Source organism: Enterococcus malodoratus ATCC 43197 (assembly GCF_000407185.1).
GTDB lineage: Bacteria > Bacillota > Bacilli > Lactobacillales > Enterococcaceae > Enterococcus_A > Enterococcus_A malodoratus.
Window position 1 is genome coordinate 593912 of the sequence record NZ_KE136481.1, and the last position, 23873, is coordinate 617784.

At 40.7% G+C, this 23873-nt stretch carries 20 protein-coding genes and 1 tRNA gene; 2 read left to right on the forward strand and 19 right to left on the reverse strand.

Going from position 1 to position 23873, the window contains the following annotated elements; genetic code table 11:
* Window positions 1-34: 34 nt before the first annotated feature.
* The 9 genes from I585_RS02900 to I585_RS02940 all read right to left on the reverse strand — a co-directional run bounded on the left by I585_RS02900 (window position 35) and on the right by I585_RS02940 (window position 10964).
* A complete protein-coding gene (locus tag I585_RS02900) occupies window positions 35-1366 on the reverse strand; it encodes a 6-phospho-alpha-glucosidase (RefSeq protein WP_010739535.1) in 1332 nt (443 codons plus the stop codon).
* 1 nt (window position 1367) lies between these two features.
* Window positions 1368-2981, reverse strand: coding sequence for a PTS transporter subunit EIIC (locus I585_RS02905; RefSeq protein ID WP_034708303.1), 1614 nt, complete (start codon window positions 2979-2981; stop codon window positions 1368-1370).
* A gap of 171 nt (window positions 2982-3152) precedes the next feature.
* A complete protein-coding gene (locus I585_RS02910; RefSeq protein ID WP_010739537.1) occupies window positions 3153-4250 on the reverse strand; it encodes a YncE family protein in 1098 nt (365 codons plus the stop codon).
* Between the two features lie 170 nt (window positions 4251-4420).
* Window positions 4421-4684 (reverse strand): type B 50S ribosomal protein L31, encoded by a 264-nt coding sequence (locus I585_RS02915; RefSeq protein ID WP_010739538.1) that lies wholly within the window; start codon window positions 4682-4684, stop codon window positions 4421-4423.
* A 99-nt stretch (window positions 4685-4783) separates the two neighbouring features.
* On the reverse strand, window positions 4784-6079 hold the full coding sequence (rho, locus tag I585_RS02920) for a transcription termination factor Rho (RefSeq protein WP_010739539.1): 1296 nt from the start codon (window positions 6077-6079) through the stop codon (window positions 4784-4786).
* Complete coding sequence (locus tag I585_RS02925; RefSeq protein WP_010739540.1) at window positions 6079-7350, reverse strand: UDP-N-acetylglucosamine 1-carboxyvinyltransferase; 1272 nt, start codon at window positions 7348-7350, stop codon at window positions 6079-6081. The genes rho and I585_RS02925 overlap by 1 nt, the downstream gene beginning before the upstream one ends.
* 312 nt (window positions 7351-7662) lie before the next feature.
* Window positions 7663-8532, reverse strand: coding sequence for a class II fructose-bisphosphate aldolase (locus I585_RS02930; RefSeq protein ID WP_010739541.1), 870 nt, complete (start codon window positions 8530-8532; stop codon window positions 7663-7665).
* A 181-nt stretch (window positions 8533-8713) separates the two neighbouring features.
* Window positions 8714-10324, reverse strand: a complete 1611-nt coding sequence (locus tag I585_RS02935; protein WP_010739542.1) for a CTP synthase — start codon at window positions 10322-10324, stop codon at window positions 8714-8716.
* 190 nt (window positions 10325-10514) lie between these two features.
* Window positions 10515-10964 (reverse strand): YueI family protein, encoded by a 450-nt coding sequence (locus I585_RS02940; protein WP_010739543.1) that lies wholly within the window; start codon window positions 10962-10964, stop codon window positions 10515-10517.
* A gap of 230 nt (window positions 10965-11194) precedes the next feature.
* Here I585_RS02940 and I585_RS02945 point away from each other — a divergent pair, with 230 nt between their 5' ends.
* Window positions 11195-12814 carry a SulP family inorganic anion transporter gene (locus I585_RS02945; protein ID WP_010739544.1) on the forward strand — a complete coding sequence of 540 codons (1620 nt, stop codon included), beginning with the start codon at window positions 11195-11197 and terminating at the stop codon, window positions 12812-12814.
* A 65-nt stretch (window positions 12815-12879) separates the two neighbouring features.
* On the opposite strand, the gene I585_RS02950 is transcribed toward I585_RS02945, so the two are convergent.
* The 7 genes from I585_RS02950 to rpoN all read right to left on the reverse strand — a co-directional run bounded on the left by I585_RS02950 (window position 12880) and on the right by rpoN (window position 21024).
* Window positions 12880-13584, reverse strand: coding sequence for a hypothetical protein (locus I585_RS02950; RefSeq protein ID WP_010739545.1), 705 nt, complete (start codon window positions 13582-13584; stop codon window positions 12880-12882).
* Between the two features lie 299 nt (window positions 13585-13883).
* Window positions 13884-15197, reverse strand: a complete 1314-nt coding sequence (eno, locus tag I585_RS02955) for a phosphopyruvate hydratase (protein WP_010739546.1) — start codon at window positions 15195-15197, stop codon at window positions 13884-13886.
* A 115-nt stretch (window positions 15198-15312) separates the two neighbouring features.
* On the reverse strand, window positions 15313-16068 hold the full coding sequence (tpiA, locus tag I585_RS02960; protein ID WP_010739547.1) for a triose-phosphate isomerase: 756 nt from the start codon (window positions 16066-16068) through the stop codon (window positions 15313-15315).
* A gap of 56 nt (window positions 16069-16124) precedes the next feature.
* The gene (locus I585_RS02965; protein ID WP_010739548.1) at window positions 16125-17315 is read right to left on the reverse strand and encodes a phosphoglycerate kinase; all 1191 of its coding nucleotides are present in this window, start codon (window positions 17313-17315) and stop codon (window positions 16125-16127) included.
* Between the two features lie 149 nt (window positions 17316-17464).
* A complete protein-coding gene (gap, locus tag I585_RS02970; protein WP_010739549.1) occupies window positions 17465-18466 on the reverse strand; it encodes a type I glyceraldehyde-3-phosphate dehydrogenase in 1002 nt (333 codons plus the stop codon).
* A 36-nt stretch (window positions 18467-18502) separates the two neighbouring features.
* Window positions 18503-19546 (reverse strand): sugar-binding transcriptional regulator, encoded by a 1044-nt coding sequence (locus tag I585_RS02975; RefSeq protein ID WP_010739550.1) that lies wholly within the window; start codon window positions 19544-19546, stop codon window positions 18503-18505.
* 176 nt (window positions 19547-19722) lie between these two features.
* Entirely contained in the window at window positions 19723-21024 is a 1302-nt protein-coding gene (gene rpoN / locus I585_RS02980; protein ID WP_010739551.1) for an RNA polymerase factor sigma-54, read from the reverse strand.
* A gap of 52 nt (window positions 21025-21076) precedes the next feature.
* Here rpoN and I585_RS02985 point away from each other — a divergent pair.
* Window positions 21077-21148 (forward strand) — tRNA-Arg (locus tag I585_RS02985).
* 231 nt (window positions 21149-21379) lie between these two features.
* On the opposite strand, the gene I585_RS02990 is transcribed toward I585_RS02985, so the two are convergent.
* The 3 genes from I585_RS02990 to I585_RS03000 all read right to left on the reverse strand — a co-directional run bounded on the left by I585_RS02990 (window position 21380) and on the right by I585_RS03000 (window position 23867).
* On the reverse strand, window positions 21380-22639 hold the full coding sequence (locus I585_RS02990; RefSeq protein ID WP_010739552.1) for a cytochrome P450: 1260 nt from the start codon (window positions 22637-22639) through the stop codon (window positions 21380-21382).
* Between the two features lie 108 nt (window positions 22640-22747).
* Window positions 22748-23359, reverse strand: a complete 612-nt coding sequence (gene rpoE, locus I585_RS02995; RefSeq protein ID WP_010739553.1) for a DNA-directed RNA polymerase subunit delta — start codon at window positions 23357-23359, stop codon at window positions 22748-22750.
* Window positions 23360-23432: 73 nt separating this feature from the next.
* Window positions 23433-23867 (reverse strand): YwiB family protein, encoded by a 435-nt coding sequence (locus I585_RS03000; RefSeq protein WP_010739554.1) that lies wholly within the window; start codon window positions 23865-23867, stop codon window positions 23433-23435.
* Window positions 23868-23873 lie beyond the last annotated feature (6 nt).

Sequence of the window (23873 nt, forward strand, 5' to 3'; positions counted from 1 at the left end):
TCTAATGAATCACTGCGGTTACATCCCTTAAAATTTAATGTAATTCTGGCCAAGTATCACCATTTTCAGCAATTAGATCATCTAAGAGCTCCTTGGCGACCTGCGCACTTGGAACTGTTTTAGATAAGGTCAATGCTTGCCACATCTTTTGATAACTGTTTTCTACATACGCTTCAACAACTAATTTCTCGACAGTGACCTGCTGGAACATCAAGGCTTGTTGGAAGGCGGGTATTTGACCTTGAGTCAAAGCTTCTGGCCCATCCGTTCCGACGATACATGGAACTTCAACCATCGCATCATCAGGAAAATTAGCGATCGCACCATTATTTTCAACGATCATTACCATGCGTTCATGGGTATTGAAAGCAATAGCGCGTGCTAAATCTACAATAAAGGTCGCGTGGGCATCAATGTCAAAAGCGATCCCCTCCGCTGAGCCATTCGCGATAATTTGACGGGCATGATCAAAGACGTTTTTCTCCCGCCCCTGCATCACTTCATTTGCTCGTGTAAATTCAGGATGATCCTTCATGTGTTCGAAGACATAATCAGGATATAAGTAATACTTCAAGTAAGTGTTAGGCAAGTATTCGGGGGTTACCGCTAGAATATCTTTCGCCTTCTTATGTGTCTCCTGCCAGCTTGGATCTGTATGCTGAGTATCTACTTCGATTTGAGTCAAGTAGCCATGTTCAGAAACATAGTCGCGAATTTGATTGATATATTCATGACCTTCTTTGTCTTTGACGCTGGTCCACCAGCCGAAATGATTCAAGCCGAAGTAACGCACCTCTAATTCTTCTGGTTTTTTCCCTACGATCTGTGACATCCGACGCAATGTACCAACAGGCATATCGCAAATATTTAACACTTTAGAATCTGGACGCAAGACACGGCAAGCCTCAGCCACGATCGCTGCTGGATTCGAATAATTCAACATCCAACATTCAGGTGAATATTTTTCCATGTAATCGATGATCTCCAGCATACCTGTAATACTGCGCATGCCATAGGCGATTCCGCCCGGTCCGCAGGTTTCTTGACCGAAGACCCCGTGACGTAACGGAACTTTTTCATCCTTTTCACGCATCGCATACTTTCCGACACGAATATGGGCCATACAAAAATCAACATCCGTAAATGCAGCCGCTGGATCAGTCGTATATGAAAAGTCGATCTCCGGTGCCTGTTCCTTTAATAGAATCTCTAAGGCTTCCCCTAAAATTCCTTGACGATCACCATCGTTATCGTATAATTTCAATGTTTTTAATGGAAAACGTTCCAAATTATCCAACATCATCATGACGATCCCTGGAGTAAACGTACTCCCGCCGCCGGCAATTACTACTGAAAATTTCTTCATACTATTCGTCTCCTCCACTATCTCTACCTAAATATTTTTCAAGTTTCTCCCGCACTTGCGGTACGGTCAATCCATAGACCACATGCACATTTTCTCCATTGCTGATAACACCTTTTGCTTGAGTCTGGTTTTTCAGCAGCCCTTCATCCACTAAAGCTGGATCTGCCAGCTTCAAACGTAAACGCGTATAGCAATTATCGATCGTTTTGATATTTTCGGCGCCACCTAGACCCTCGACGATTCTGCCTGATACTTCATCCTCTGACGTTGAGGCAGTCAGTATACCACCATCTGGTACAGAATCTTTTTTCTCGTTATACTCTTTTTTCGAATACAGCTTCGTTTCTTGATCACTATCTTCTCGTCCAACTGTCTTGAAGTTAAATTTGACGATCAAGAACCGGAAAATAAAGTAATAGATAAAGAAGAAGGCAATTCCGACTAAAAGGTAAATCGGCCAACGTGTTTTCTCTGTCCCTAATGGAATGTTATAGAGCAGAAAGTCGATAAAGCCATTAGGACCGATCGCTCGCGAACCAAGAATGTTCAATGCCACCATACTCAATCCGCTTAAGGCAGAATGAATGACAAATAATGCCGGTGCCACAAACATAAATGAAAATTCGATCGGTTCAGTCACGCCAGCCACAAAGGAAGTCACTACCGCTGGGATCAAGATCGCTTTTACTTTGAATTTGTTTTCTGGTTTAGCGGTTTGATACATCGCTAAACAGGCACCGATTAAACCAAACATTTTTGAGATTCCTCGTGCGTCCCAGATCACACTTTGTGATAGGACCTTTACAGCAGGATCGGCGATTTCCGCGAAGTAAATATTTCGTGCACCTTCAAATACTTGTCCGCCAACTTCCGCCACTCCACCAAGTGAGGTATATAGAAACGGTGTATAGATCAAATGATGTAATCCAGTTGGAATCAGCAACCGTTCCAATGAACCATAAAGGAAGATTCCAAAATTTCCGGTCTTCTGTATAACACCGCCTAAACCGTCTATCCCTTGTTGAATAACCGGCCAGATAAATGAAAGCGCGATGGCTGCCAGCACTAGTACAGGGATCAAAACGATAAAGACAAAGCGCGCACCGCCGTAGACTTGAAAAGCATTGTTGAATGTCGTATCAATGAACCGATTATGAATCAGTGCCACAACAACACCAAGAATAATTCCTAGAAAAACACCCATGTCCAATACTTGAACACCCAAGACCAATGCTTGACCCGAACCTTGTAACTGATCCGGAGCCACCAGCATGTCTCTTAGCTCCATAAATTTATTCATCGCATATAAGAAAACTAAATATCCTAGTAAAGCGGTAAACGCCGCTTCAGCCTTTTTCTTATTTGCCAAACCTAAAGCAATTCCGACACAGAAAATGACGCCTAGATTTGTTAAGACCGGCAGCAGTGCCGCAGACAAAATACTACCAAAACCCATCGTGATCGGATTATCTAAAAAGCCGAACGTCTCGATCAGCCGCGGATTGGTAAAAACGTTTCCAATCGCGATCAAAATACCGGCTATTGGCAAGATCAGCACAGGAACAAACATTGCCTTCGAAAATTTTTGCATGCTATCCATGATTTTCGCTTTCATCATTTTATCTCCTTCTTTTTATGATGTGTTCAGTATACGGGGCGCATTTCCAAAAATATATAGATACCGCTTACAACTCAACTCGTTTCACGATCTGAAACACGTTTCATCAATAAGACAAAAAAACGAGCTTCCTATAGTCAGTAGAAAACCCGTTATAGTATATTCCTTTTATTTTGATTGATCCTTATCTGAAAGTAAGTCATCAATACTTAGTTGAATGACATGGTCCACTAATACTGGATTTCTTGATCGATAAGGCCATGCGCCGCCCTCAAAAACGGCAAATAGCTGGTTGTTATCCACCGAAATTTGTTCGATATACGGCGGAGTATCAATCTCAAATGCGGCATCCTTTATCGAGAAAAAATGATCGACTTTATCAAGATCGAAAAAGTAAATTTTGCCGGGACGATCCGGCCCCCATGATTGCGACATCAGTAAATAATCCTTGTAAAAGGTTACTCCTTGAATCATATCCAAGGTTTTCCATGACCCCAGTGAACGGGCAAATTGCGAAGATGGAACCGGCGTTAATCCAGCTTTTTTCTGCTTGCCTTGGTCAAAGCTAGAAACTTTTTCCTGTGAAGCGATCGATAGTTCCCCTTGATCATTTAGGCGATAGGTCGCCATCCGTCCGTATTCATTCAGCGTAAAATACCCGACGACCAAGACACCAGATGTATAGGTCAATGCGGATGCATGAGAAACCTCTTTTAAAGAAATCTGCTGATGATAAGAAATGATCCGCTGATTTCCCATCTGATAGGCTTCCATTTCCTTCAAATCAATCGATGAAAGACCCGCAACAAGCTCTCCTGTTGTTACCCACACACGCTTATGGTCCGGATCATACGTGATTCCACCAAGATGCGGATGTCCTGGCAACACGACTGTCTTTATAAACTGATGTGTTTGACGATCCAGCATGTAGATTACCGAATGATGCGCGTGATCGTGACTGTATGCCGAAATCAAAATATATTTCTCCGTCAACGCAATTCCCTGCGGCGTCATCGTTCGACTATCTGAAACATCATTCGTTTTCAAACTAAGTGTCTGCGCTTCGTACAGGCCCGGAATTTTGTACATTCCAAGATCATCCTCTTCAGACTTATCCGAAAAAGCCGCTCGATAAAAATGACCATACGGCTCCAGTTTCTTCTGCTGCTGATCGACCGTCAGCCCCTGATTATCCGCCTTTGCCTGTAACGGAAAAATGAAAAAAAAAGTCAGTAAAAAGACTAGTCCATATCTTTTCTTGTACATTGCCAGAACTCCCAGCTATCAGATTTTTTTATTTCTTCCACTTTATTTTACTAACAAAACCATAGCAGAAATCTCTAAGAACGACAATTAAAGCGACCTTATAATGGCTAACAAAAAACGAGCCTCCCATAATAGGAAACTCGTTAAAGTCTGTTTGAACAGAATTTTGATTATTCCGCAGCGTTTGTGTCTTTGATACCGTATTTTTTGTTGAAACGGTCCACACGTCCATCTGCTTGCGTGAATTTTTGACGTCCAGTGTAGAATGGATGAGAGTCTGAAGTAACTTCGACACGGATTACTGGGTAAGTATTTCCGTCTTCCCATTCAACAGTTTCTTGTGAAGATTTTGTAGAACCTGACAAGAATTTGAAACCTGTTGTTGAGTCCATAAATACTACTGGATGATATTCTGGATGAATTCCTTGTTTCATAGTTTTTTTCGCTCCTTTGCCCTGAATCATTTGCTGGTTCAGAGTTATTTTTGCAATTTGCAACATGAATATACTATCATGAATGATTCGACAATGCAATTATCTTTTTTGATTTCTGCGCGGTGTTTTTCCGCCGAAGGAAACATCCTTGAAAGCTTTGAAAACATCATCGTTATTCTTTGTCTTTTTCAGGAAATTCACAAATTGTGAAGTATACTCCAACGAGTCTCCTGTCATATTATTCCGGAGTTTGAAGATTTCTTCAAGACGTGTTGGGGACATCAGTAATTCTTCTTTACGAGTCCCAGATTTCTTGATGTCGATTGCTGGGAATACCCGACGTTCTGATAATTCACGAGACAATTGTAATTCTAAGTTCCCTGTTCCCTTGAATTCTTCATAGATTACATCATCCATCCGACTACCAGTGTCAACTAGAGCCGTCGCCAAAATCGTCAGACTGCCACCTTCTTCAATATTACGAGCCGCACCGAAGAATTTCTTAGGTTTATAAAGTGCTGCAGGATCGATCCCGCCGCTTAATGTTCGACCACTTGGCGGTACAACCAGATTGTAGGCCCGAGCCAACCGTGTGATACTGTCCATTAAAATGACCACATCGCGTTTGTCCTCGACTAAACGCATTGCACGCTCTAGTACCAGCTCTGATACACGTGTGTGATTTTGCGGTTGCTGATCAAATGTCGAATAAACAACGTCACCTTTAACACTGCGCTCTAAGTCAGTGACTTCTTCAGGGCGTTCATCGATTAATAATACGATCAGTTCGACATCGGGATAATTGTCAGTGATACCATTGGCGATTTCCTTAAGGATGGTGGTTTTACCAGCCTTAGGAGGAGCAACGATCAAGCCACGTTGACCAAATCCGACTGGTGAGAAGATATCGATCATTCGCGTAGACAAACGACCAGATGTTGTTTCCAGAACGAGCTGTTTATCTGGATATAGAGCTGTTAATGCTGGAAAATGCGGGCGTTCTTTGGCCTCTTCCGGATCTTTACCATTGACACTTTCCACATGCATCAAGCCATAGTAACGTTCTGATTCTTTTGGCGGACGGGCCTTCCCAGCCACCTTGTCCCCATTTCGCAAACCGAAACGGCGGATCTGTGAAGAAGAGATATAGATATCTTCCGCACTTGATCCATAATTAATTGGGCGCAAGAAGCCGTAGCCGTCTTGTCCCACAATATCCAAGACTCCTTCCATGTAAAAGAAGCCTTGTTTTTCTGCCTGTGCTCGAATGACAGCTAAAGATAATTCTTTTTTGTTCATTTGACTATAATAAGGGATCTTGAAATCCTTCGCATATGCATAAATCTCTTTCAGCGTCTTATTTTCGAGTTCCGCCATTGTTAAATAATCGCTCATTATTCCGCCTCTTCCTCGTCGATCATTTCGATAGTAGCACCAAGAGCCGTTAGTTTCTCAATAATATGATCGTAACCGCGTAAAATGTATTCCACATTAAAAATCGTTGTTTTGCCTTCTGCCATTAATCCAGCAATAACTAAACAAGCCCCTGCACGCAAATCAGAAGCGACTACTTCGGCACCGTGTAAATGATTTGACCCGTTTAATACGATCAAATTCCCTTCCACGCGAGCTGCTGCCCCCATTCGCACTAATTCTGGGATATGATTCACTCGTTTTGAATAAATCGTATCGATGATTTCAGCTGTGCCTTCCGCTTTCAGCAATAAAGGCGTTAACGGCTGCTGCAAATCAGTCGCAAAGCCTGGATAAGGTGATGTTGTCACATCCACCGCTTTCAGATTTTTAGAGGGTAATACTTCGATGCTGTCTTCTGAAATGTTCATTTCTACACCGATTTCTTCCAGCTTCGCGATAAAGCTCTCAATGTGTTCGTAAATAACATTATGAACTGTCACACCTTCGCCCATCGCCGCAGCCAATGCTAAATAAGTACCAGCTTCGATCCGGTCTGGAATGATTGAATGGACACAGCCATGTAATTCTTCTACACCTTCGATACGAATTTCATCTGTACCAGCACCACGGATTTTTGCGCCCATATTGTTTAATAGCGTAGCAACATCAATGATCTCAGGCTCTCTTGCTGCGTTTTCAATGATTGTCTTGCCTTTAGCTTTAACGGCCGCCAGCATAACATTAATGGTCGCACCAATAGAAACCACATCCATAAAGATGCGATCGCCTTTCAGACCTTCTTCCTCTGTACGTAAATAAATGACTCCATGTTCGTTTGAAACCTCTGCGCCTAGGCTCTCGAAACCTTTGATATGAAGATCAATCGGACGAGGGCCTAAGAAACATCCTCCTGGCAAACCAACGACTGCTTCACCGAATTTTCCAACTAATGCGCCCATAAAATAGTACGAAGCGCGTAATGAATTGATTTTTCCACTTGGCATTGGGATCGACACAATGTTGCTTGGATCAATGACCATCCGATTATCCGCAAAAGAAACTTCCGCACCCATGATTTCTAAAATCTCGATCAATGAATGAACATCTTGAATATCTGGAACGCCTTCTAATGTTACCGGCGAGTCTGCCATGATTGCTGCTGGGATCAATGCGACCGCGCTGTTTTTCGCGCCGCTAATTGTAATATTACCTGATAATGGTTTTCCACCATGAATTTCGATTTTTTTCATTTATTTTCACCTAATTAATTATTTTTAAGTTTATAGACCAATATCCATTCTAGCATATTATTGCTTGCATAAAAAGGAAGCATTCCTAAAACTCAATAGAAAATAAATAGGTCTTTCAAGATCAAGTAAGTTTTGTTTATAGCGCAGCGGTTATTCGGTTCCTTTTTCTTCGTTTCAGCGTCATTTTCGGCATTTCAAAGAGTCCTCTACCTGTAAAAGTGATCGGCCAAATTTTCAAAAGGATTTTGTAAAATCTCCCTTTTTAAAGAAAAAAAAGCCTCGAAGCAAATGCTCCGAGACTAGAAAAACAAATTAAGCTTTGTTTGCTGAACCGAACCAGTCAATATGTTCTTCAGCATCTTTAACGATTGCAGCAACACCTGGTGCTAACAATTTACGAGGGTCAAAGCCTTTTCCTTCTTTATCTTTGCCAGCTTCGATATATTCACGAGTTGCTTTAGCAAATGATAATTGGAATTCAGTGTTAACGTTAACTTTAGAAACACCCATTGTGATAGCTTTTTGGATTTGTTCTTGAGGAATACCTGATCCACCGTGTAATACTAAAGGAACATCAGAACCTACAGCATCAGCGATAGCTTGTAAGTGGTCGAATGCTAGACCTTTCCAGTTTTCAGGGTATACGCCGTGAATGTTACCGATTCCGCATGCTAGGTAATCAATACCTGTAGCAACCATTTGGACACATTCGTCAATGTCAGCTAATTCGCCAGCACCGATGATTCCGTCTTCTTCGCCGCCGATTGAACCAACTTCACATTCTACAGAGATACCTTTAGCGTGAGCTTTTTCAACAACGTCTTTAGCCAATTTCAAGTTTTCTTCAAATGGAAGATGAGAACCATCAAACATGATTGAAGTGTAGCCAACTTCGATACATTCTAAAGCAGCTTCATAATCACCATGGTCTAAGTGGATAGCAACTGGTACAGTGATACCCATTGAGTCAACTAAATCAGTGATGATGTCTTTAGCAACTTTGTATCCGCCCATGTATTTTGCAGCGCCCATTGAAGTTTGGATAAGAACTGGTGCTTTTTTAGCTTCTGCAGCTTTTAAAATCGCTTGCGTCCATTCTAAGTTGTTTGTGTTGAATCCACCAACTGCATATCCGCCTTTACGTGCTGCTGATAAGAATTCTGCTCCTGATACTACTGGCATAAAAAATTCCTCCTAAGGTTTTTTACTATTTGGTTAAGCTGTGCTTAACTAACGAGTTAATTCTATCAAAGTTTTTACATCTTTGCTACTCCCAACCTTTCAATAAAACCTTTACATTTCAACTTTTTTGCTTTTTTTGTAAAAAAAACTGAAAGGCGCGAACACCTTTCAGTCAAATTTACTATTTTGCTTCTTTACTTTCCAATGACGCACCAACAAAAGCCTTGATCAACGGTTGCGGACGATTTGGACGAGAAATTAATTCTGGATGGAATTGGCAGCCAACAAAGAATTTATTTTCTGGAATCTCCACGATTTCAACTAGACGGTTATCAGGCGAAATTCCTGAGAAAACTAGTCCTTGATCTTCAAATAATTGACGGTATTGGTTATTGAATTCATAACGATGACGGTGACGTTCTTGGATCACCTCTTCATTGCCATAAGCCGCAGCCGTTTTGCTGCCTTTTTTCAATTTACATGGATATAAACCAAGACGCAATGTTCCGCCTAAGTTTTCAACATTTTCTTGATCAGCCATCAAGTCGATAATGTTGTTTGCTGTATCTGGCACTGTTTCTGCTGAATTCGCATCTTCAAGGCCAGCCACATTACGGGCAAACTCCACGCAGGCCATTTGCATACCTAAGCAGATTCCTAAAAATGGTACATCGTTTTCACGCGCATAGCGGATTGCTTCGATTTTCCCTTCGATCCCACGATCACCGAAACCGCCAGGAACAAGGATACCGTCTGCATCGCTTAATACTTCTGCTACATTTTCACGAGTCACATCTTGTGATTGAATCCACTCTATTTCAATATCTGAATCAAATGCGAAACCAGAATGTTTCAATGCTTCCACAACAGAGATGTATGCATCTGGCAACTCTACATATTTCCCAACTAAAGCGATTTTTACTTTCTTCTTAAGGTTCAAGACTTTTTCTTCAAGCGCACGCCATTCAGTCATGTCGGCAACCGGTACATCCAATTTCAAATGATCACAAACAATTTGATCCATCCCTTGTGCTTGTAACGCTAACGGAATGGAATAAAGGGTTTCAACGTCGCGAGATTCAATTACTGCTTCTGGTGCAACGTCACAGAATTGCGCCAATTTATTTTTCGTTCCTTGTGATACGGGTTGTTCCGTACGAACGACTAAAATATTTGGTTGGATCCCTAAACCGCGTAGTTCTTTTACACTGTGTTGTGTTGGTTTAGTTTTCATTTCGCCGGCAGCTTTCAAGAATGGAATCAATGTGGTATGAATGTACATCACATTATCCGCGCCAACTTCCGCTTTCATTTGACGCAAAGCTTCTAGGAATGGCAATGATTCAATATCCCCAACTGTTCCGCCAACTTCAGTGATGATAACATCTGAATCCGTCATCTTCGCAGCACGCATGATTTTTGATTTGATCTCATTTGTGATGTGCGGGATAACTTGGACTGTCGCACCTAAGTATTCGCCTTTACGTTCTTTGCGAATAACTTCTGAATAGATTTTTCCTGTCGTTACGTTGGAGTATTGATTCAAGTTGATGTCGATAAAACGTTCATAGTGACCCAAGTCCAAGTCCGTTTCAGCACCATCATCCGTTACAAAAACTTCTCCGTGTTGGTAAGGACTCATCGTACCTGGATCGACATTGATGTAAGGATCAAATTTTTGAATAGTTACTTTTAATCCTCTATTTTTAAGCAAACGACCTAATGATGCTGCCACGATCCCCTTGCCGATTGATGAAACTACGCCGCCAGTTACAAAAATATACTTTGTCATAAATGAAAAAACTCCTTCATACTAATTTGCAGGAAACGTCTAGAAAAAACAAAGAAAGCTCCCTATCCAATTTGAATAGGGAGCTATGAATTCACTAAACACTTGACCCTTACTAAAAGGGTGCCCAAGCAGTATAATACCGACACTTGAGAAAAATGTCAACTGTAATTATTAGTTACTTAATTTTCTTTTAATCAAATAATCTGCCAAACAGGCTTTTCTTTTTCTTCGAGCCTTCTTCATCCTTCGAAGCTGTCGGCGGATATTTCTCTTCTATATCAATGATCTCTTCATTCACCGCATGGTCCGTCACCAATAATACGCCAATACTATCTTCTGAATCGACCGTCGCGTCATTCACGATGGTAAAATCGGCGGAATTTTTAGAAGCTAGTGCAATAAAGTCTTTCTGCACCTTTTCATCGACAGCACCATTGATCAATAATTTGCCTTCTGGATATTTTTGAATCTCCGTAATCAAATGGTCGCGATCCTGTTGATTCTTCATTTCTCTTACCGTCATACTCACAAAACAACGTTCGCGAAACGTGCCTAAATATTTACGCTGTTCATCGGGATTAATCCGTGCCGCGCCAAAACGTCCCTTATCTAAATGTTGCTGCAATTCATCTTTTACCATCTCTCTCACTTCCCCATAAATAAATTTCCTTTGGCTCCAGTATATCAAAATCGTCAGAAAAATGCTGAATCTCTGCTAAAAGTAATCAAAAACTAAATGTTGACTAGAAAACATAAGAAAACCATTGTACTTTTATCGTTACTCTTTTATAGTTAAAGATGGTTTTAAAATGTTTGGCAAAAGCCCGTTTACTTACGGGCTTTTGTCGTATTTTCAAAAAGGAGTGTTTTGTGATCAAGCGTTATATGAATTTGTTACAACAGGAGTTTCGCCATTACTCTAAGGGAAAACTCCAAAAGGATTTATTGTCAGGTCTGACTGTTGCTGCGGTAGCACTGCCCTTAGCTTTGGCTTTTGGTGTTTCCAGCGGAGCCGACGCTGCGGCCGGAATGATTACGGCTATTATTGCAGGTCTCGTTATTGGCACTCTTTCAGGCGGATTTTATCAGATTTCTGGTCCGACTGGTGCAATGGCTGCCATCTTAACTGGGATTATCGCCTCGCAAGGGTTAGCAGGTGTTTTAGTCGCCACCTTCATCGCAGGTATCATTTTACTGATAGCCGGATTATTTAAGCTTGGAAGTCTCACTTCCTTCATCCCGTCACCGGTTATTACCGGGTTTACTTCCGGTATCGCCATCATCATTGCTTTAGGACAGATCGACAACTTTTTCGGTACATCATCAAGCGGTGATAGTGCTTTAGCAAAACTGATCAGCTACCGATCCGGTTTTTCACCAGATCTGCCTACCTTGATTTTAGGTATAATCGTTTTACTATTGCTGATCTTTTATCCAAAAAAATGGAATCAGATCTTACCTGCTTCACTGGTCGCTATTATTCTAGCAACTTTTGCTTCTATTATATTTAATCTGCCAGTCGCAAAAGTTGGCAAAATTCCAACATCACTACTAACTAGCGAACGTCTTCATCTAGCAACCCTTAATCTCTCGTTAGTAAAGCAATTATTCTTACCTGCGGTTAGCATCGCAATGCTGGGTATGATAGAAAGCTTACTCTGCGGAGCTTCTGCCGGACGCATGACCGGAAAAGATCTCGACAGCAATCAAGAATTGATCGCTCAAGGAATCGGAAATATGATTCTGCCCTTCTTTGGCGGTATCCCGGCAACAGCCGCGATCGCAAGAACCAGTGTGGCAATAAAATCGGGTGCGCAAACACGGTTGGCCGGAATTTTCCATGCACTCTTCCTATTTCTATCGATGATTATTTTTGCACCAATCATGTCACAGATCCCAATGGCCGCTCTTGCCAGCGTTCTGCTTATTACAAGCTGGCGAATGCACGAATGGACGACTATTAAAACGATGATTAAGCAGAAAAATCGTACAGCGATTCTTCTATTCGTTGTAACCATGCTGAGCACGATCATTTTCGATTTGAGCATCGCAATCGTGATCGGTGTCATCTGCGGCTGTATTTTCTTTATCGCAAAAAGCGCCCGTATTTCTATTATCACCGAAGAGATTGATTGGACAAGAATGGATCTGCCGCATTCTGAGGCTGGCTCTGATTGGGCAGTCATCTACATCACCGGTCCGTTGTTCTTCATGTCGGCGAATCAGTTGAAAAGGGAACTTGATCTGGCCATCGACAAAGAAGGCATCATCTTTTCACTGCGCGGTGTTCCAAGTATCGATTTAACTGCGCGAGACACCTTTGCCGATTATTTCTCAGTTGCTGCGTTAAACAATCAAAAATTGATTTTCACTTCGATGCAGCCTGAGGTTGAAAAACAATTCCAGCAATTATGGGATAAGCAAGCTCATTGTCCCATCCAGCACCCCACTGTTGCACATGCACTTCATGCATTGCATCAAGCATACTAAAACGTTCAAAAGAGCTGCAAGAAATTTTCTCGCAGCTCTTTATTTCTGAATAATTTAATCCGTCACTATTCCATTTCTTCTAGCTGTTTACGTCTCATTTCTTCTGTTTGCTTATTTAAATCATTTTCAGCCTGAGACAACTCTTCAAAAGTCAAGATTCCATCGTTATTCAGATCCGCTTGAGAAGTTTCTTCGCTGATCACTCGTTCACCGTTTGGCAAGACGCGAAGAACCGTGACAGCTGCTCCACTAGGACTTACCAACACCTTACCAACCTGATCATCCTTTTGAGGCTGTTCAGCTGATGCCTCCGGAGTTGCCGGCGCTGCCGACTGATTCGTTTCACTATACGGTTGTGGTACCGCCACTTCACTGGATGTTGAGGATTCTTCGGTACGCAAATAACTCTTAGACGGTTCTATCTTAATCTTCTTTTCCGCCTCTTCGCCGTTCACTTTCGAAGTCAATGTCAGTTCTTTGGTTTTTGGTTCGGTCAATTGGTACTCGATGCGAAACAGACCATGCTCATCCGCGGTTTCTTTTTTATCATCCACAGAAACTGTCGCATTTGGATCAGTCGTACCAGTGATAATTGCTTTGCCTAGTTCATCGGTTTCAAACGTTTTGAAACTAATAATTTCAAGTTTCTTTTTTTCTTCAGAAGAGGACTCTGAAATACTAGACTCTCTCTTTTGCTCTTTATCTGTATTACACCCCGCCAACAAAAAAATACTCGCTGTAACAACCGCTAATCCAACAATCTTTTTCATAAATCCCTCCAAAATTTAGTATAAAAATAGATACCCTATCTCTTTTCACATCAGCTAATAGATTATTTGTATTATCCAAATTATTCTTAATAATTCAATTATAACAAAAGAAATCTCGTTAAGAAATATATTCTTAACGAGATTGATCAGTAGAGAAAAACTAAGAAAGAGAATAAACCAAAGGAGTTTGTCCCTTTATGCGTATTTCCTCGCTTAATTTTTTTATCATAAATATATATAAAAAAGCTGTGGTGCAAAAGCACCACAGCCTTAATCGTTTATCCGTTGTTCAAAGCTAATTATTTAGCGATGAATGGGTTGTTTTTTAAGTTGTAGAAAGATTTGATTCCTTTGTATTCTGCAACATCACCCAATTGGTCTTCGATACGTAATAATTGATTGTATTTAGCAATACGGTCAGTACGTGAAAGAGAACCAGTTTTGATTTGACCAGCATTTGTTGCAACAGCGATATCAGAGATTGTTGAATCTTCTGTTTCACCTGAACGGTGAGATACAACTGCAGTGTAGCCAGCTTCTTTAGCCATTTCGATAGCATTGAATGTTTCAGTTAAAGTACCGATTTGGTTAACTTTGATAAGGATTGAGTTAGCAACGCCCATATCAATTGCTTTAGCTAATTTTTCAGTGTTTGTAACGAATAAATCGTCACCAACTAATTGAACTTTATCGCCTAAAGCTTCAGTTAATTTCTTAGTACCTTCCCAGTCGTTTTCGTCTAGGCCGTCTTCGATTGAGATGATTGGGTATTTAGCAACTAATGATTCGTAGAATGCGATCATTTCTTCAGTTGTTTTTTCGCCTTCGCCTGAGTCAGCTAAAACGTAAACACCTTTTTCTTTATCGTAGAATTCTGAAGAAGCAGCATCCATAGCAAGAACGATGTCTTTACCAGGTACATAGCCTGCTTTTTCGATAGCTTCGATGATTACTTCGAAACCTTCTTCGTTAGAACCAAGGTTAGGAGCGAATCCGCCTTCGTCACCAACTGAAGTTGCTAAACCTTTAGCTTTTAAGATTGAAGCTAAAGCGTGGAATACTTCTGCTCCATAACGTAAAGCTTCTTTGAATGTAGGAGCGCCAACAGGCATGATCATAAATTCTTGGAAGTCGATAGAGTTATCAGCATGTGATCCACCGTTGATGATATTCATCATAGGAGTAGGCAAAACTTTTGTATTGAATCCGCCAAGGTAGTTGTACAATGGGATTTCTAAGAAGTCAGCAGCTGCACGAGCAACGGCAATAGAAACACCAAGAATAGCGTTCGCACCTAATTTACCTTTGTTAGGAGTGCCATCTAATTCGATCATAGCAGCATCGATTGCAGCTTGGTCACGTACATCGTAGCCAATGATAGCTTCAGCGATGATGTTGTTTACATTATCAACTGCTTTAGTAACACCTTTACCGCCGTAACGAGCTTTGTCGCCATCACGTAATTCAACGGCTTCGTATTCACCAGTTGAAGCACCTGAAGGAACCATACCGCGGCCGAATGCGCCGTCTTCTGTATAAACTTCTACTTCGATTGTTGGGTTACCACGTGAGTCTAGGACTTCGCGTGCGTAAACGTCTGAGATAATTGACATGTTTTGTCTCTCCTTTAAGTTTTGTTTTTGTAAATAGGGGTTAAAAACCCTTATAACCAATATTAGTGAAAATCACGAGCAGTTGCAAACAAAAGCTGCAATTTTCTTAAAAAAATTATTTTGCGCCTTCTAATAAAGCTAAGAATGAATCAGCTTCTAGACTAGCTCCGCCGACTAAAGCACCGTCAACGTTTTCTTTAGCCATGTATTCAGTGATGTTTTCTGGTTTAACAGAACCACCGTATTGGATACGAACAGCTTCAGAAACTTCTTTGCCATAGATACCTTCAACTGTTGAACGAACAACGCCGCAAATTTCATCAGCGATTTGTGCATCAGCAGATTTACCAGTACCGATTGCCCAGATTGGTTCATAAGCAATAACCATGCTTGAAACTTGTTCAGCAGAAAGATCAGCTAAACCAGCTTTGATTTGTCCTTCGATCCATTCAGATGTTTTACCAGCTTCATAGGTTTCTAAAGATTCACCACAGCAAAGAATTGGCAACATGCCGTTAGCAAAGATTGCTTTAGCTTTTTTGTTGATTTCTTCGTCTGTTTCGTGGAAGTATTCACGGCGTTCTGAATGGCCGATGATTACATAGTCCACACCAAGATCAGCTAAAGCAGCAGGTGAAGTTTCACCAGTGAATGCTCCAGCATTTTCCCAATAACAGTTTTGAGCAGAGATTTTTAAGTCAGTGCCTTTTGCTGCTTCAACTAATTCTTGTAAGAATAAAGCAGGTGATCCGATTACTGAATCTACTTTATCGTTTGCAGGAATGTTGTTTTTTACTGCTTCTGCAAAGTCTTTAGCTTCTGAAGCAGTTAAATTCATTTTCCAGTTACCAGCAATAATTGGTTTACGCATTTAAAAAAACTCCTTTTCATTATCTGTCTAGTGTCACAAGTGCGACACTTTTCGAATTATTTATCGTTGATTGCTGCAAGACCAGGTAATTCTTTGCCTTCAAGTAATTCAAGACTTGCGCCGCCGCCTGTTGAAATGTGAGTGAACTTGTCAGCGAAGCCAAGTTGTTCAGCTGCTGCTGCAGAATCACCGCCACCGATGATTGTTGTAGCATCTTTCAAGTTTGCGATTGCTTCACAAACACCAATTGTTCCACGAGCAAAGTTACTCATTTCGAACACACCCATAGGTCCGTTCCATACAACTGTTTTTGCGCCTTCTAATGTTTGAGCAAACAAAGCGATTGATTCTGGTCCAATATCAAGACCCATTTGTCCTGTAGGAACATCACCAGTATGTTCTTCCGTTGGAACGTCATTTGAAAATTCAGCCGCTGTGATTGAATCAACTGGTAAGACTAATTTGTCGCCTGCTGCTTCGATTAATTCTTTCGCTAATTCCACTTTATCAGCTTCTACTAATGAATTGCCGATTTCCATGCCTTTAGCTTTGTAGAATGTATAAGTCATTCCGCCGCCGATCAAGATTTTGTCCGCTTTAGGAATTAAGTTTTTAATTACGCCGATTTTGTCAGAAACTTTCGCGCCGCCTAAGATCGCGATCATAGGACGTTTAGGTTCTTCAACAGCTTCGCCGATGAATTTGATTTCTTTTTCCATCAAGAATCCAGCTACAGTTGGAATTCCAGTAGAAGCAATACCTACGTTAGAAGCGTGAGCACGGTGAGCAGTACCAAAAGCGTCATTGACGAATACATCGCCTAATGAAGCCCAGTATTTACCAAGTTCAGCGTCATTGCCGCTTTCTTTTTTACCGTCGATATCTTCATAACGAGTGTTTTCAAATACAACTACGTCGCCGTCTTTCATGTCTGCGATTGCTGCTTCTAATTCAGAACCACGAGTTTCAGGTACAAACGTTACGTTCTTACCTAATAATTCGCTTAAACGTTCAGCAACAGGTTTTAATGATTTGCCTGCTTTGTCTTCTTCTGTTTTCACACGTCCTAGGTGAGAGAACAAAATTGCTTTGCCGCCTTGTTCTAAAATGTAGTTGATTGTTGGTAACGCCGCTTTAATACGAGTGTCATCAGTAATCACGCCATCTTTAACAGGAACGTTGAAGTCCACACGAACTAAAACTTTCTTGTCTTTCAAGTCAAGATCCTTAACTGTCATTTTTGCCATGAAAGAAAACCTCCAAATAATTTTTTTGTATTCCTTTATTATACAACTCTTTTCGCAAAAAGAGCGAATGATAAACTTACGAAAAAAACGGAGAAGCGCGTTGCTTCCCCGCCTTGTTCAGACAATGTCATTTTCGTTTAAACTAAATCTTAAAGTTTAGCGAAGTATTCTAAAGTACGAACTAATTGAGCTGTGTATGACATTTCGTTATCATACCAAGCAACAGTTTTAACTAATTGTTGTTCGCCAACTGTCATTACTTTAGTTTGAGTTTCGTCAAATAATGAACCGTAAGTCATGCCTACGATATCTGAAGAAACGATTTCGTCAGTGTTGTAACCGAATGATTCAGTTTCTGCTGCTTTCATAGCTGCATTTACTTCATCAACAGTAACTTTTTTGTTAAGAACAGTAACTAATTCAGTTAATGAACCAGTTGCAACAGGAACACGTTGAGCAGCTCCGTCTAATTTACCGTTCAAATCAGGGATAACTAAACCGATAGCTTTAGCAGCACCAGTTGAGTTAGGCACGATGTTTGCTGCAGCAGCACGCGCACGACGGAAGTCACCTTTAGGATGAGGTCCATCAAGAGTCATTTGGTCACCTGTGTAAGCATGGATAGTTGTCATTAATCCTTCAACAACACCAAATTCGTCATTTAAAGTTTTAGCCATAGGAGCTAAACAGTTAGTAGTACAAGAAGCACCAGAGATAACTGTTTCGTCACCAGTTAAAGTTTCGTGGTTAGTGTTGTAAACGATTGTTGGAACATCGTTACCACCAGGAGCTGAGATAACAACACGTTTAGCACCAGCTGTTAAATGTTTTTCAGCAGCAGATTTTGAAGTGAAGAATCCAGTACATTCTAATACGATATCTACTCCTAGTTCTCCCCATGGTAATTCTTCAGGGTTGCGGTTAGCAAGAACTTTAACTTCTTTGCCGTTTACGTTGAATGAACCTTCATGAACTTCAACAGTTCCGTTAAAGCGACCTTGAGTTGTATCATATTTTAACAAGTGAGCCAACATTTTAGCGTCTGTTAAGTCGTTGATTGCCACAACTTCCAATCCTGCTACATCCTGGATACGGCGGAATGCTAAGCGTCCGATACGTCCAAATCCGTTAATTCCAACTTTTACTGTCATTTAAGATTTCCTCCTTATGGAATCAAAAAAATATATTTATTTTAAAGGGGATTTCCCTTTTAAAATCTCATTTGCGGCGGCTTCATCAGTGATGAGCCACGTTTGTTTTGGAGCATTTTTCATATACGCGGTAATGGCTTTGACTTTGCTCTTGCCACCCGCGACTGCTAGAACCGTTGGCATCTTTTGGATATCTTCTAAAGATAATCCGATGCGTGGCACTTTATGAACGATTGCTCCATGTTCGTCGAAAAAGTAACCAAAGGATTCTGCAACTGCATTTTTTTGTTTCAAACGAACAATCTCATCTTCCGACATTTTTCGTCTGGCTGCCATATGGACAGCTCGACCAATACTGTGAACAACACAATTGGCCTCTTTGATCATCGCCAACACAGTTCTGATTGAAGGTTCTTTCAGTAACGTGTGGTAGGCTTCTTCACTTAATTGTTCCGGAACATATAATGCTCGGTGTTCTCCATGAGCATTGGCGGCCATCAAAGCACTTACCGAATTCGCTTGAATGGATACTGCTTCACCAATTCCGCCTCTTGCAGGAACAAAAAGGTTATGACGTTTTGTTGTTTCCAACGGGCTGACGTGTCTTGCGACTTCCGCCATCGTCGTACCGCCCATGACTGCAATAATATTTCGACCCTCTGGTAGTTGCCGTTGTAAAGCCTCATCAACTAACTCGCCAAACTCACCGATTACTTTTTCCTGCTCGTCACTGTTACCAGAAACGATCAAACAACGTTCGATTTCAAAAAGTGAAGCAAGTTGTTTCTCCAACTGATCCATGCCAGTGAACTGCTCCATCAAAAGTTCCAGATGTTGCAAGAGCCCTTCGCCTTTTTCAGTTAATAACATCCCACTCTTTGTTGCGTCAATCAAACGCTGATCTCTAAGATAATCCGTCTCACCACGTAAAACACGTTCTGTAAGACCCAATGAATCAGCTAAGTTTCTTCGACCAATCGGCTGCATCCAGAAGATATTTTGCATTATGCGATATCTCTTTTTGACAACCTCTAACACATCAGGGGCGATTGCTTCAAGTACTCTTAGTTCACTTAACAAAGGAATTCCTCCGTTGGACTTAAGTAGTCCCTCATAGACTTTTAGCGACCCATGAATTTTAAAAAAAATGCAAGAAAGCCAAATCAATCATTTGAAATTTGCAGATTTCTTACATGACAAAGTGTAACAGTTTTAAGCCTGCTACGCAAGGAAAAAGCCAAGAATTTTTACTTGGCTTAATCGAAACGTTTTCTTTTCGATGAACTGGGAATATTTAGTGCATCGCGATACTTCGCAACAGTCCGTCGAGATATTTTTTGTTCTTTTTCTGCAAGCAGTTCAACAATTTTTTGATCCGATAACGGTTTGCGTTTATCTTCTTCTTCAACTAATGAAGCAATCAATTGTTTGACTTCATCGGCAGAGGTGTCTTCATCATTGACCTTATTAACGAAAAAGCCGCGTAGTTCGAAAACACCAAAGTCAGTTTCAATATATTTCCCATTGACTGCCCGACTAATGGTTGATTCGTGGACTTCTAATTGTTTCGCGATATCTTTTAACATCAGTGGTTTTAGAGCACCCTTTTTTTCTTCAAAGAATGCCGCTTGCTCTTGAACAATGATTTTTCCAACTTCTAAAATGGTATCTTTTCGTTGACCAAGTGTTTTGCTCAACCATTCAAATTGCTGCAGTTTTTCCTTTAGATAAACTTTTGTTTCTTCATCCGCCTGCTTTTTCAGTCGATTGAAGTAGTTCTCTTGGAAATTCAGCCGTAGTTGTCCGCGCTTATTCGACAGCACAACTAACTCCCCTTCTCGTCTCACTAGTGTGAGATCTGGGATGATGAAATTCGAATCCTGTCCACCAAAGCTCGCGCCTGGAAATGGATTCAATGTACGAATATAATCTAGAATCTGCTGAACTTGCGCCAGACTAATTTGATAATTTTTTGCGATCTGTTCAAATTTTCTTTTCGCGATTGCCTCAAATGATTCTTCTAATAGAAGATAAGCCAGTTCTGGAGCGTAATCATCCTGTTCGGTCTGCAACATCAAACATTCTTGCAGATCTCTTGCCGCAACACCTGGAGGGTCTAATTGTTGTAAAAGCGTTAATGCATCCAAGTATTGAATATCCGTTGCCTTTAGTTCTTCTTTGATTTTTTCTTCGTCGACCTTTAGATAGCCATTTACATCGACATACTCCACTAAAACCAGCATGATTTCTCGAATGAAGGTATCTCGATAATTCAAATGAATCTGATTGATTAAATGCTCAAATAAAGAGACCGGATGATCTGCGATTTGGATAAACGATTCCTCTTTGACCGTTCCGCTATGCATCTGCATCAAATCACTTTGAATTTTTGGCGCTATCACTTCAAACAGCGGATTCTCTAAAGAGACCGTTTCAACGTAGTCCTGCAGCTCTTCAGTATTAAATTGTAAGATTTGAATAGCCTGCTGCAATTCTTGCGTCATCGCCAGTTTTTGGGTTTGCTGCTGCTTTTGCGAATAACCTTGTTGAAACTTCATATACTTTCCCCTTGTTTTTTTAAAATTATATGCTAAACTAATAAACGTGCTCGCGCCCTTAGTGTAGTGGATATCACGTAAGATTCCGGTTCTTGAGACGGGGGTTCGATTCCCTCAGGGCGCATATTTTTTTACGACACTTCTCTTTTTTTGAGAAGTGTTTTTTTGTTAACTTGAAAAAGTATCAAATAAATTTGATCCCTATGAGGTTCATTATACTTTTTTAAAGGACACTTATCAATTTTGATTCAATCGTGAAGAACGATATAACTCAATAATAATAACTATTAACCTCTCTAAATTGGACTTATGTCCCGCTTAGAGAGGTTAATTGATTTGATAAAGTTACTATTAATTATTTTTTGTAGAGTACAGCCTTGTCCTTTGGAAATGTTGGAAATTGATTCATTGGAATCGCCCAATCTTGTTCAGGAATTGAAAACTCATACTTATTAACTAATTGATCAGAAAAAACACGTAAGGTGTGCAACGTGATCCATTCACCAGCACAGCGATGCATTGCTTTAAACTTTCCACCGCCTTGGGCGATCATTTCATATTCTTCATCATAAGAAATATGTTTTTCCTTACCTATAAAACGAGTGATTCGGAAAATTTCTGGTGATTCGATCGTTCGTTCATCGTGATTGGTTCCATATAGATCTAAAACTACCCAGCTATCTTTAGGGATCATATAACCATCAATTTCCACATCTTGTTTTGCAAAGGCCGGCAACATTGGGAAGAATGGATAATAACGGCGCATTTCTTGGATAAATGAATCCTGCAGCTTATCAAACTCTGCGCGCAGCCGTTGATAAATATCGGGACGGCTGAATAAAGCATGTCCCATTAAAGCAATCCAAACAGTCAATGCAACAGTCGGACGAATCACATTCAGTAATTCAACTGCGGCAACATCAATTGGAAGCAGTTCGCCTTGATCGTCTGTTGCATTGGCAAAAGCGTAAAGAGCAACATCCTCTTTGCCGGCAACCGGATTTGTTCGAGCATCTTCGATCAGCTTTTGGGCCCATTTTTCTGATTTCTTGCGATTTTCGATTCCTTTAATGTGTGTCGCAGGATTTGTTACGGCTGAACTGATCATAGAGATTTGGTATTCGGCTACGCGGTCGATCTCCGCTCGGGTCATTTTGGATAGATCAATGCCTGCCCATTCACAAATCGAACGGAACAAAACATCTTTAGCCAAATCGAATAATTCGAACTCGCCTTGTTGCTGATTCAGTTTATGCGACAAGTTATTATCCAAAATACGATGATACTCTTCCATCCTTTTTGGAGTCATCAGATCCATAAAAATAGTTTTTCTATATTCATGTGCTTTGCCATCCAAGGTTTGAACACCATCTTCTCCAAACAATGTTTTCAAAACGATTTTCGGCATGGCACCCTCTCGTTTAAAATTTCTCGGATCATAAAATTTCTTGGCCGCCTCTTCTCCATAAACGGCAATTACCTCTTTGTTTAACAAACGTGCTTTTACTACTGGCGCATCCGCCTCTTTGCGTAATTCGGAAAGCAATAGATAACCTTCATCCAAGCGTTCCGTAACATCGGTTAATTTAATTTTTATTTCTGGTACCTTTTTCATAGTAATCCCCTTTCTATTTATCTGTTAAATTTATACTATCGTGTTTTTTGAAAAAGAACAAAATGAAGCGCTTGTGAAAAAAGGCAAAAAAAAATAGATCCAATTGATCTATTTTTCTTCTTCTTCGTCATCATCATCAAATTCATCGTCGTCATCATCGATCACGCTTAGATCATCTTCGATTCCGCCTGGGACATCTTCCTCATCGTCCTCATTGGCATCAGCGCCGATCTCTTGTAAGTCAGAGTTGTATGCTGCGATTTCGTCATCATCATCGTCGTCATCGTCATCGATTTCATCTTCTTCATCGTCAGCTAACAAGTCTGTATCTTCAGGATCATCGTCGTTATAGTCGATTGCATCGTCATCACCATTAATGAAGGCATTAACTTTCTTGCGTTTCTTACGACGCGGTTTGTCTTCTTCATCATCTTCTAAGCCATGGTTCACTTCTTCATCGATTGAATCAATCGCGTACCATGAACGTAATCCCCAGCGATTATCGCCTAGAGAAATAAAACTTCCATCAATATTCAAATCGGTATAAAATTGTGCTAATGCATCACGAATCTCACTGTCTGATTTGCCAAGATAGTTTTGGATTTGATTGACTAAATCCGAAAAATCCATTACCTCTGCGCGTTCTTCCAGAATTGCGTGTGCCACTTCAATCATTGACAATTCATCTTTGTTAAAACCATCAAAAATACTAAGTTCCAAGTATGACACGTCCTTTCAAAGTCTACTCCTTATCATACAAAATCAAAAGCCAAAAAGCAAACCTTTCTTGTCCTTAGGTAGTAAATTCTAAGACCATCTGATATTCGCCGACTTTTTCGTCTTTCATATGCAAGGAATAATCGATCGTAATGATACCTGAAAATGGGCGGTCTTTTAAACTAATATGCATATTTTTCGCATAGGTGGTAATAATGAACATGCCAAACGGTGTCTTATAGCTCGTTTCCATCTTCTCACGATAAGCAAAACGCATTCGCATACGCGCCTCACCTGAACGAATCAATTGAACTTGAGAATCAGATGTAACCTTTACGGTAACCGGTACCTCTTGACCATCAGGTTGAATTTCTTTGTAGCGAATGTACAGCGTATCTCCCATCTTGATTACCTGACCTGGGAGATCAAATACGAAGTCTTCTGTCTCATTATTTTGAGTGACTTTCGTTTGAACGTTAATTTTTGCGGGAATGCCTTCTTTTATATCCACAGAACT

Bases quoted from the DNA above. Each gene is read 5' to 3' on its own strand.
- rpoN (WP_010739551.1), bottom strand. From the start codon at position 21,024: ATGAAGTTTCAACAAGGTTATTCGCAAAAGCAGCAGCAAACCCAAAAA.
- I585_RS02935 (WP_010739542.1), bottom strand. From the start codon at position 10,324: ATGACAAAGTATATTTTTGTAACTGGCGGCGTAGTTTCATCAATCGGC.
- rho (WP_010739539.1), bottom strand. From the start codon at position 6,079: ATGAGCGATTATTTAACAATGGCGGAACTCGAAAATAAGACGCTGAAA.
- I585_RS02950 (WP_010739545.1), bottom strand. From the start codon at position 13,584: ATGAAAAAGATTGTTGGATTAGCGGTTGTTACAGCGAGTATTTTTTTG.
- I585_RS02925 (WP_010739540.1), bottom strand. From the start codon at position 7,350: ATGAAAAAAATCGAAATTCATGGTGGAAAACCATTATCAGGTAATATT.
- tpiA (WP_010739547.1), bottom strand. From the start codon at position 16,068: ATGCGTAAACCAATTATTGCTGGTAACTGGAAAATGAATTTAACTGCT.
- I585_RS02915 (WP_010739538.1), bottom strand. From the start codon at position 4,684: ATGAAACAAGGAATTCATCCAGAATATCATCCAGTAGTATTTATGGAC.
- I585_RS02910 (WP_010739537.1), bottom strand. From the start codon at position 4,250: ATGTACAAGAAAAGATATGGACTAGTCTTTTTACTGACTTTTTTTTTC.
- eno (WP_010739546.1), bottom strand. From the start codon at position 15,197: ATGTCAATTATCTCAGACGTTTACGCACGCGAAGTCCTAGACTCACGT.
- I585_RS02900 (WP_010739535.1), bottom strand. From the start codon at position 1,366: ATGAAGAAATTTTCAGTAGTAATTGCCGGCGGCGGGAGTACGTTTACT.
- I585_RS02965 (WP_010739548.1), bottom strand. From the start codon at position 17,315: ATGGCAAAAATGACAGTTAAGGATCTTGACTTGAAAGACAAGAAAGTT.
- gap (WP_010739549.1), bottom strand. From the start codon at position 18,466: ATGACAGTAAAAGTTGGAATTAACGGATTTGGACGTATCGGACGCTTA.
- I585_RS02930 (WP_010739541.1), bottom strand. From the start codon at position 8,532: ATGCCAGTAGTATCAGGAGCAGAATTCTTATCAGCAGCACGTAAAGGC.
- I585_RS02990 (WP_010739552.1), bottom strand. From the start codon at position 22,639: ATGAAAAAGGTACCAGAAATAAAAATTAAATTAACCGATGTTACGGAA.
- I585_RS02905 (WP_034708303.1), bottom strand. From the start codon at position 2,981: ATGAAAGCGAAAATCATGGATAGCATGCAAAAATTTTCGAAGGCAATG.
- I585_RS02940 (WP_010739543.1), bottom strand. From the start codon at position 10,964: ATGGTAAAAGATGAATTGCAGCAACATTTAGATAAGGGACGTTTTGGC.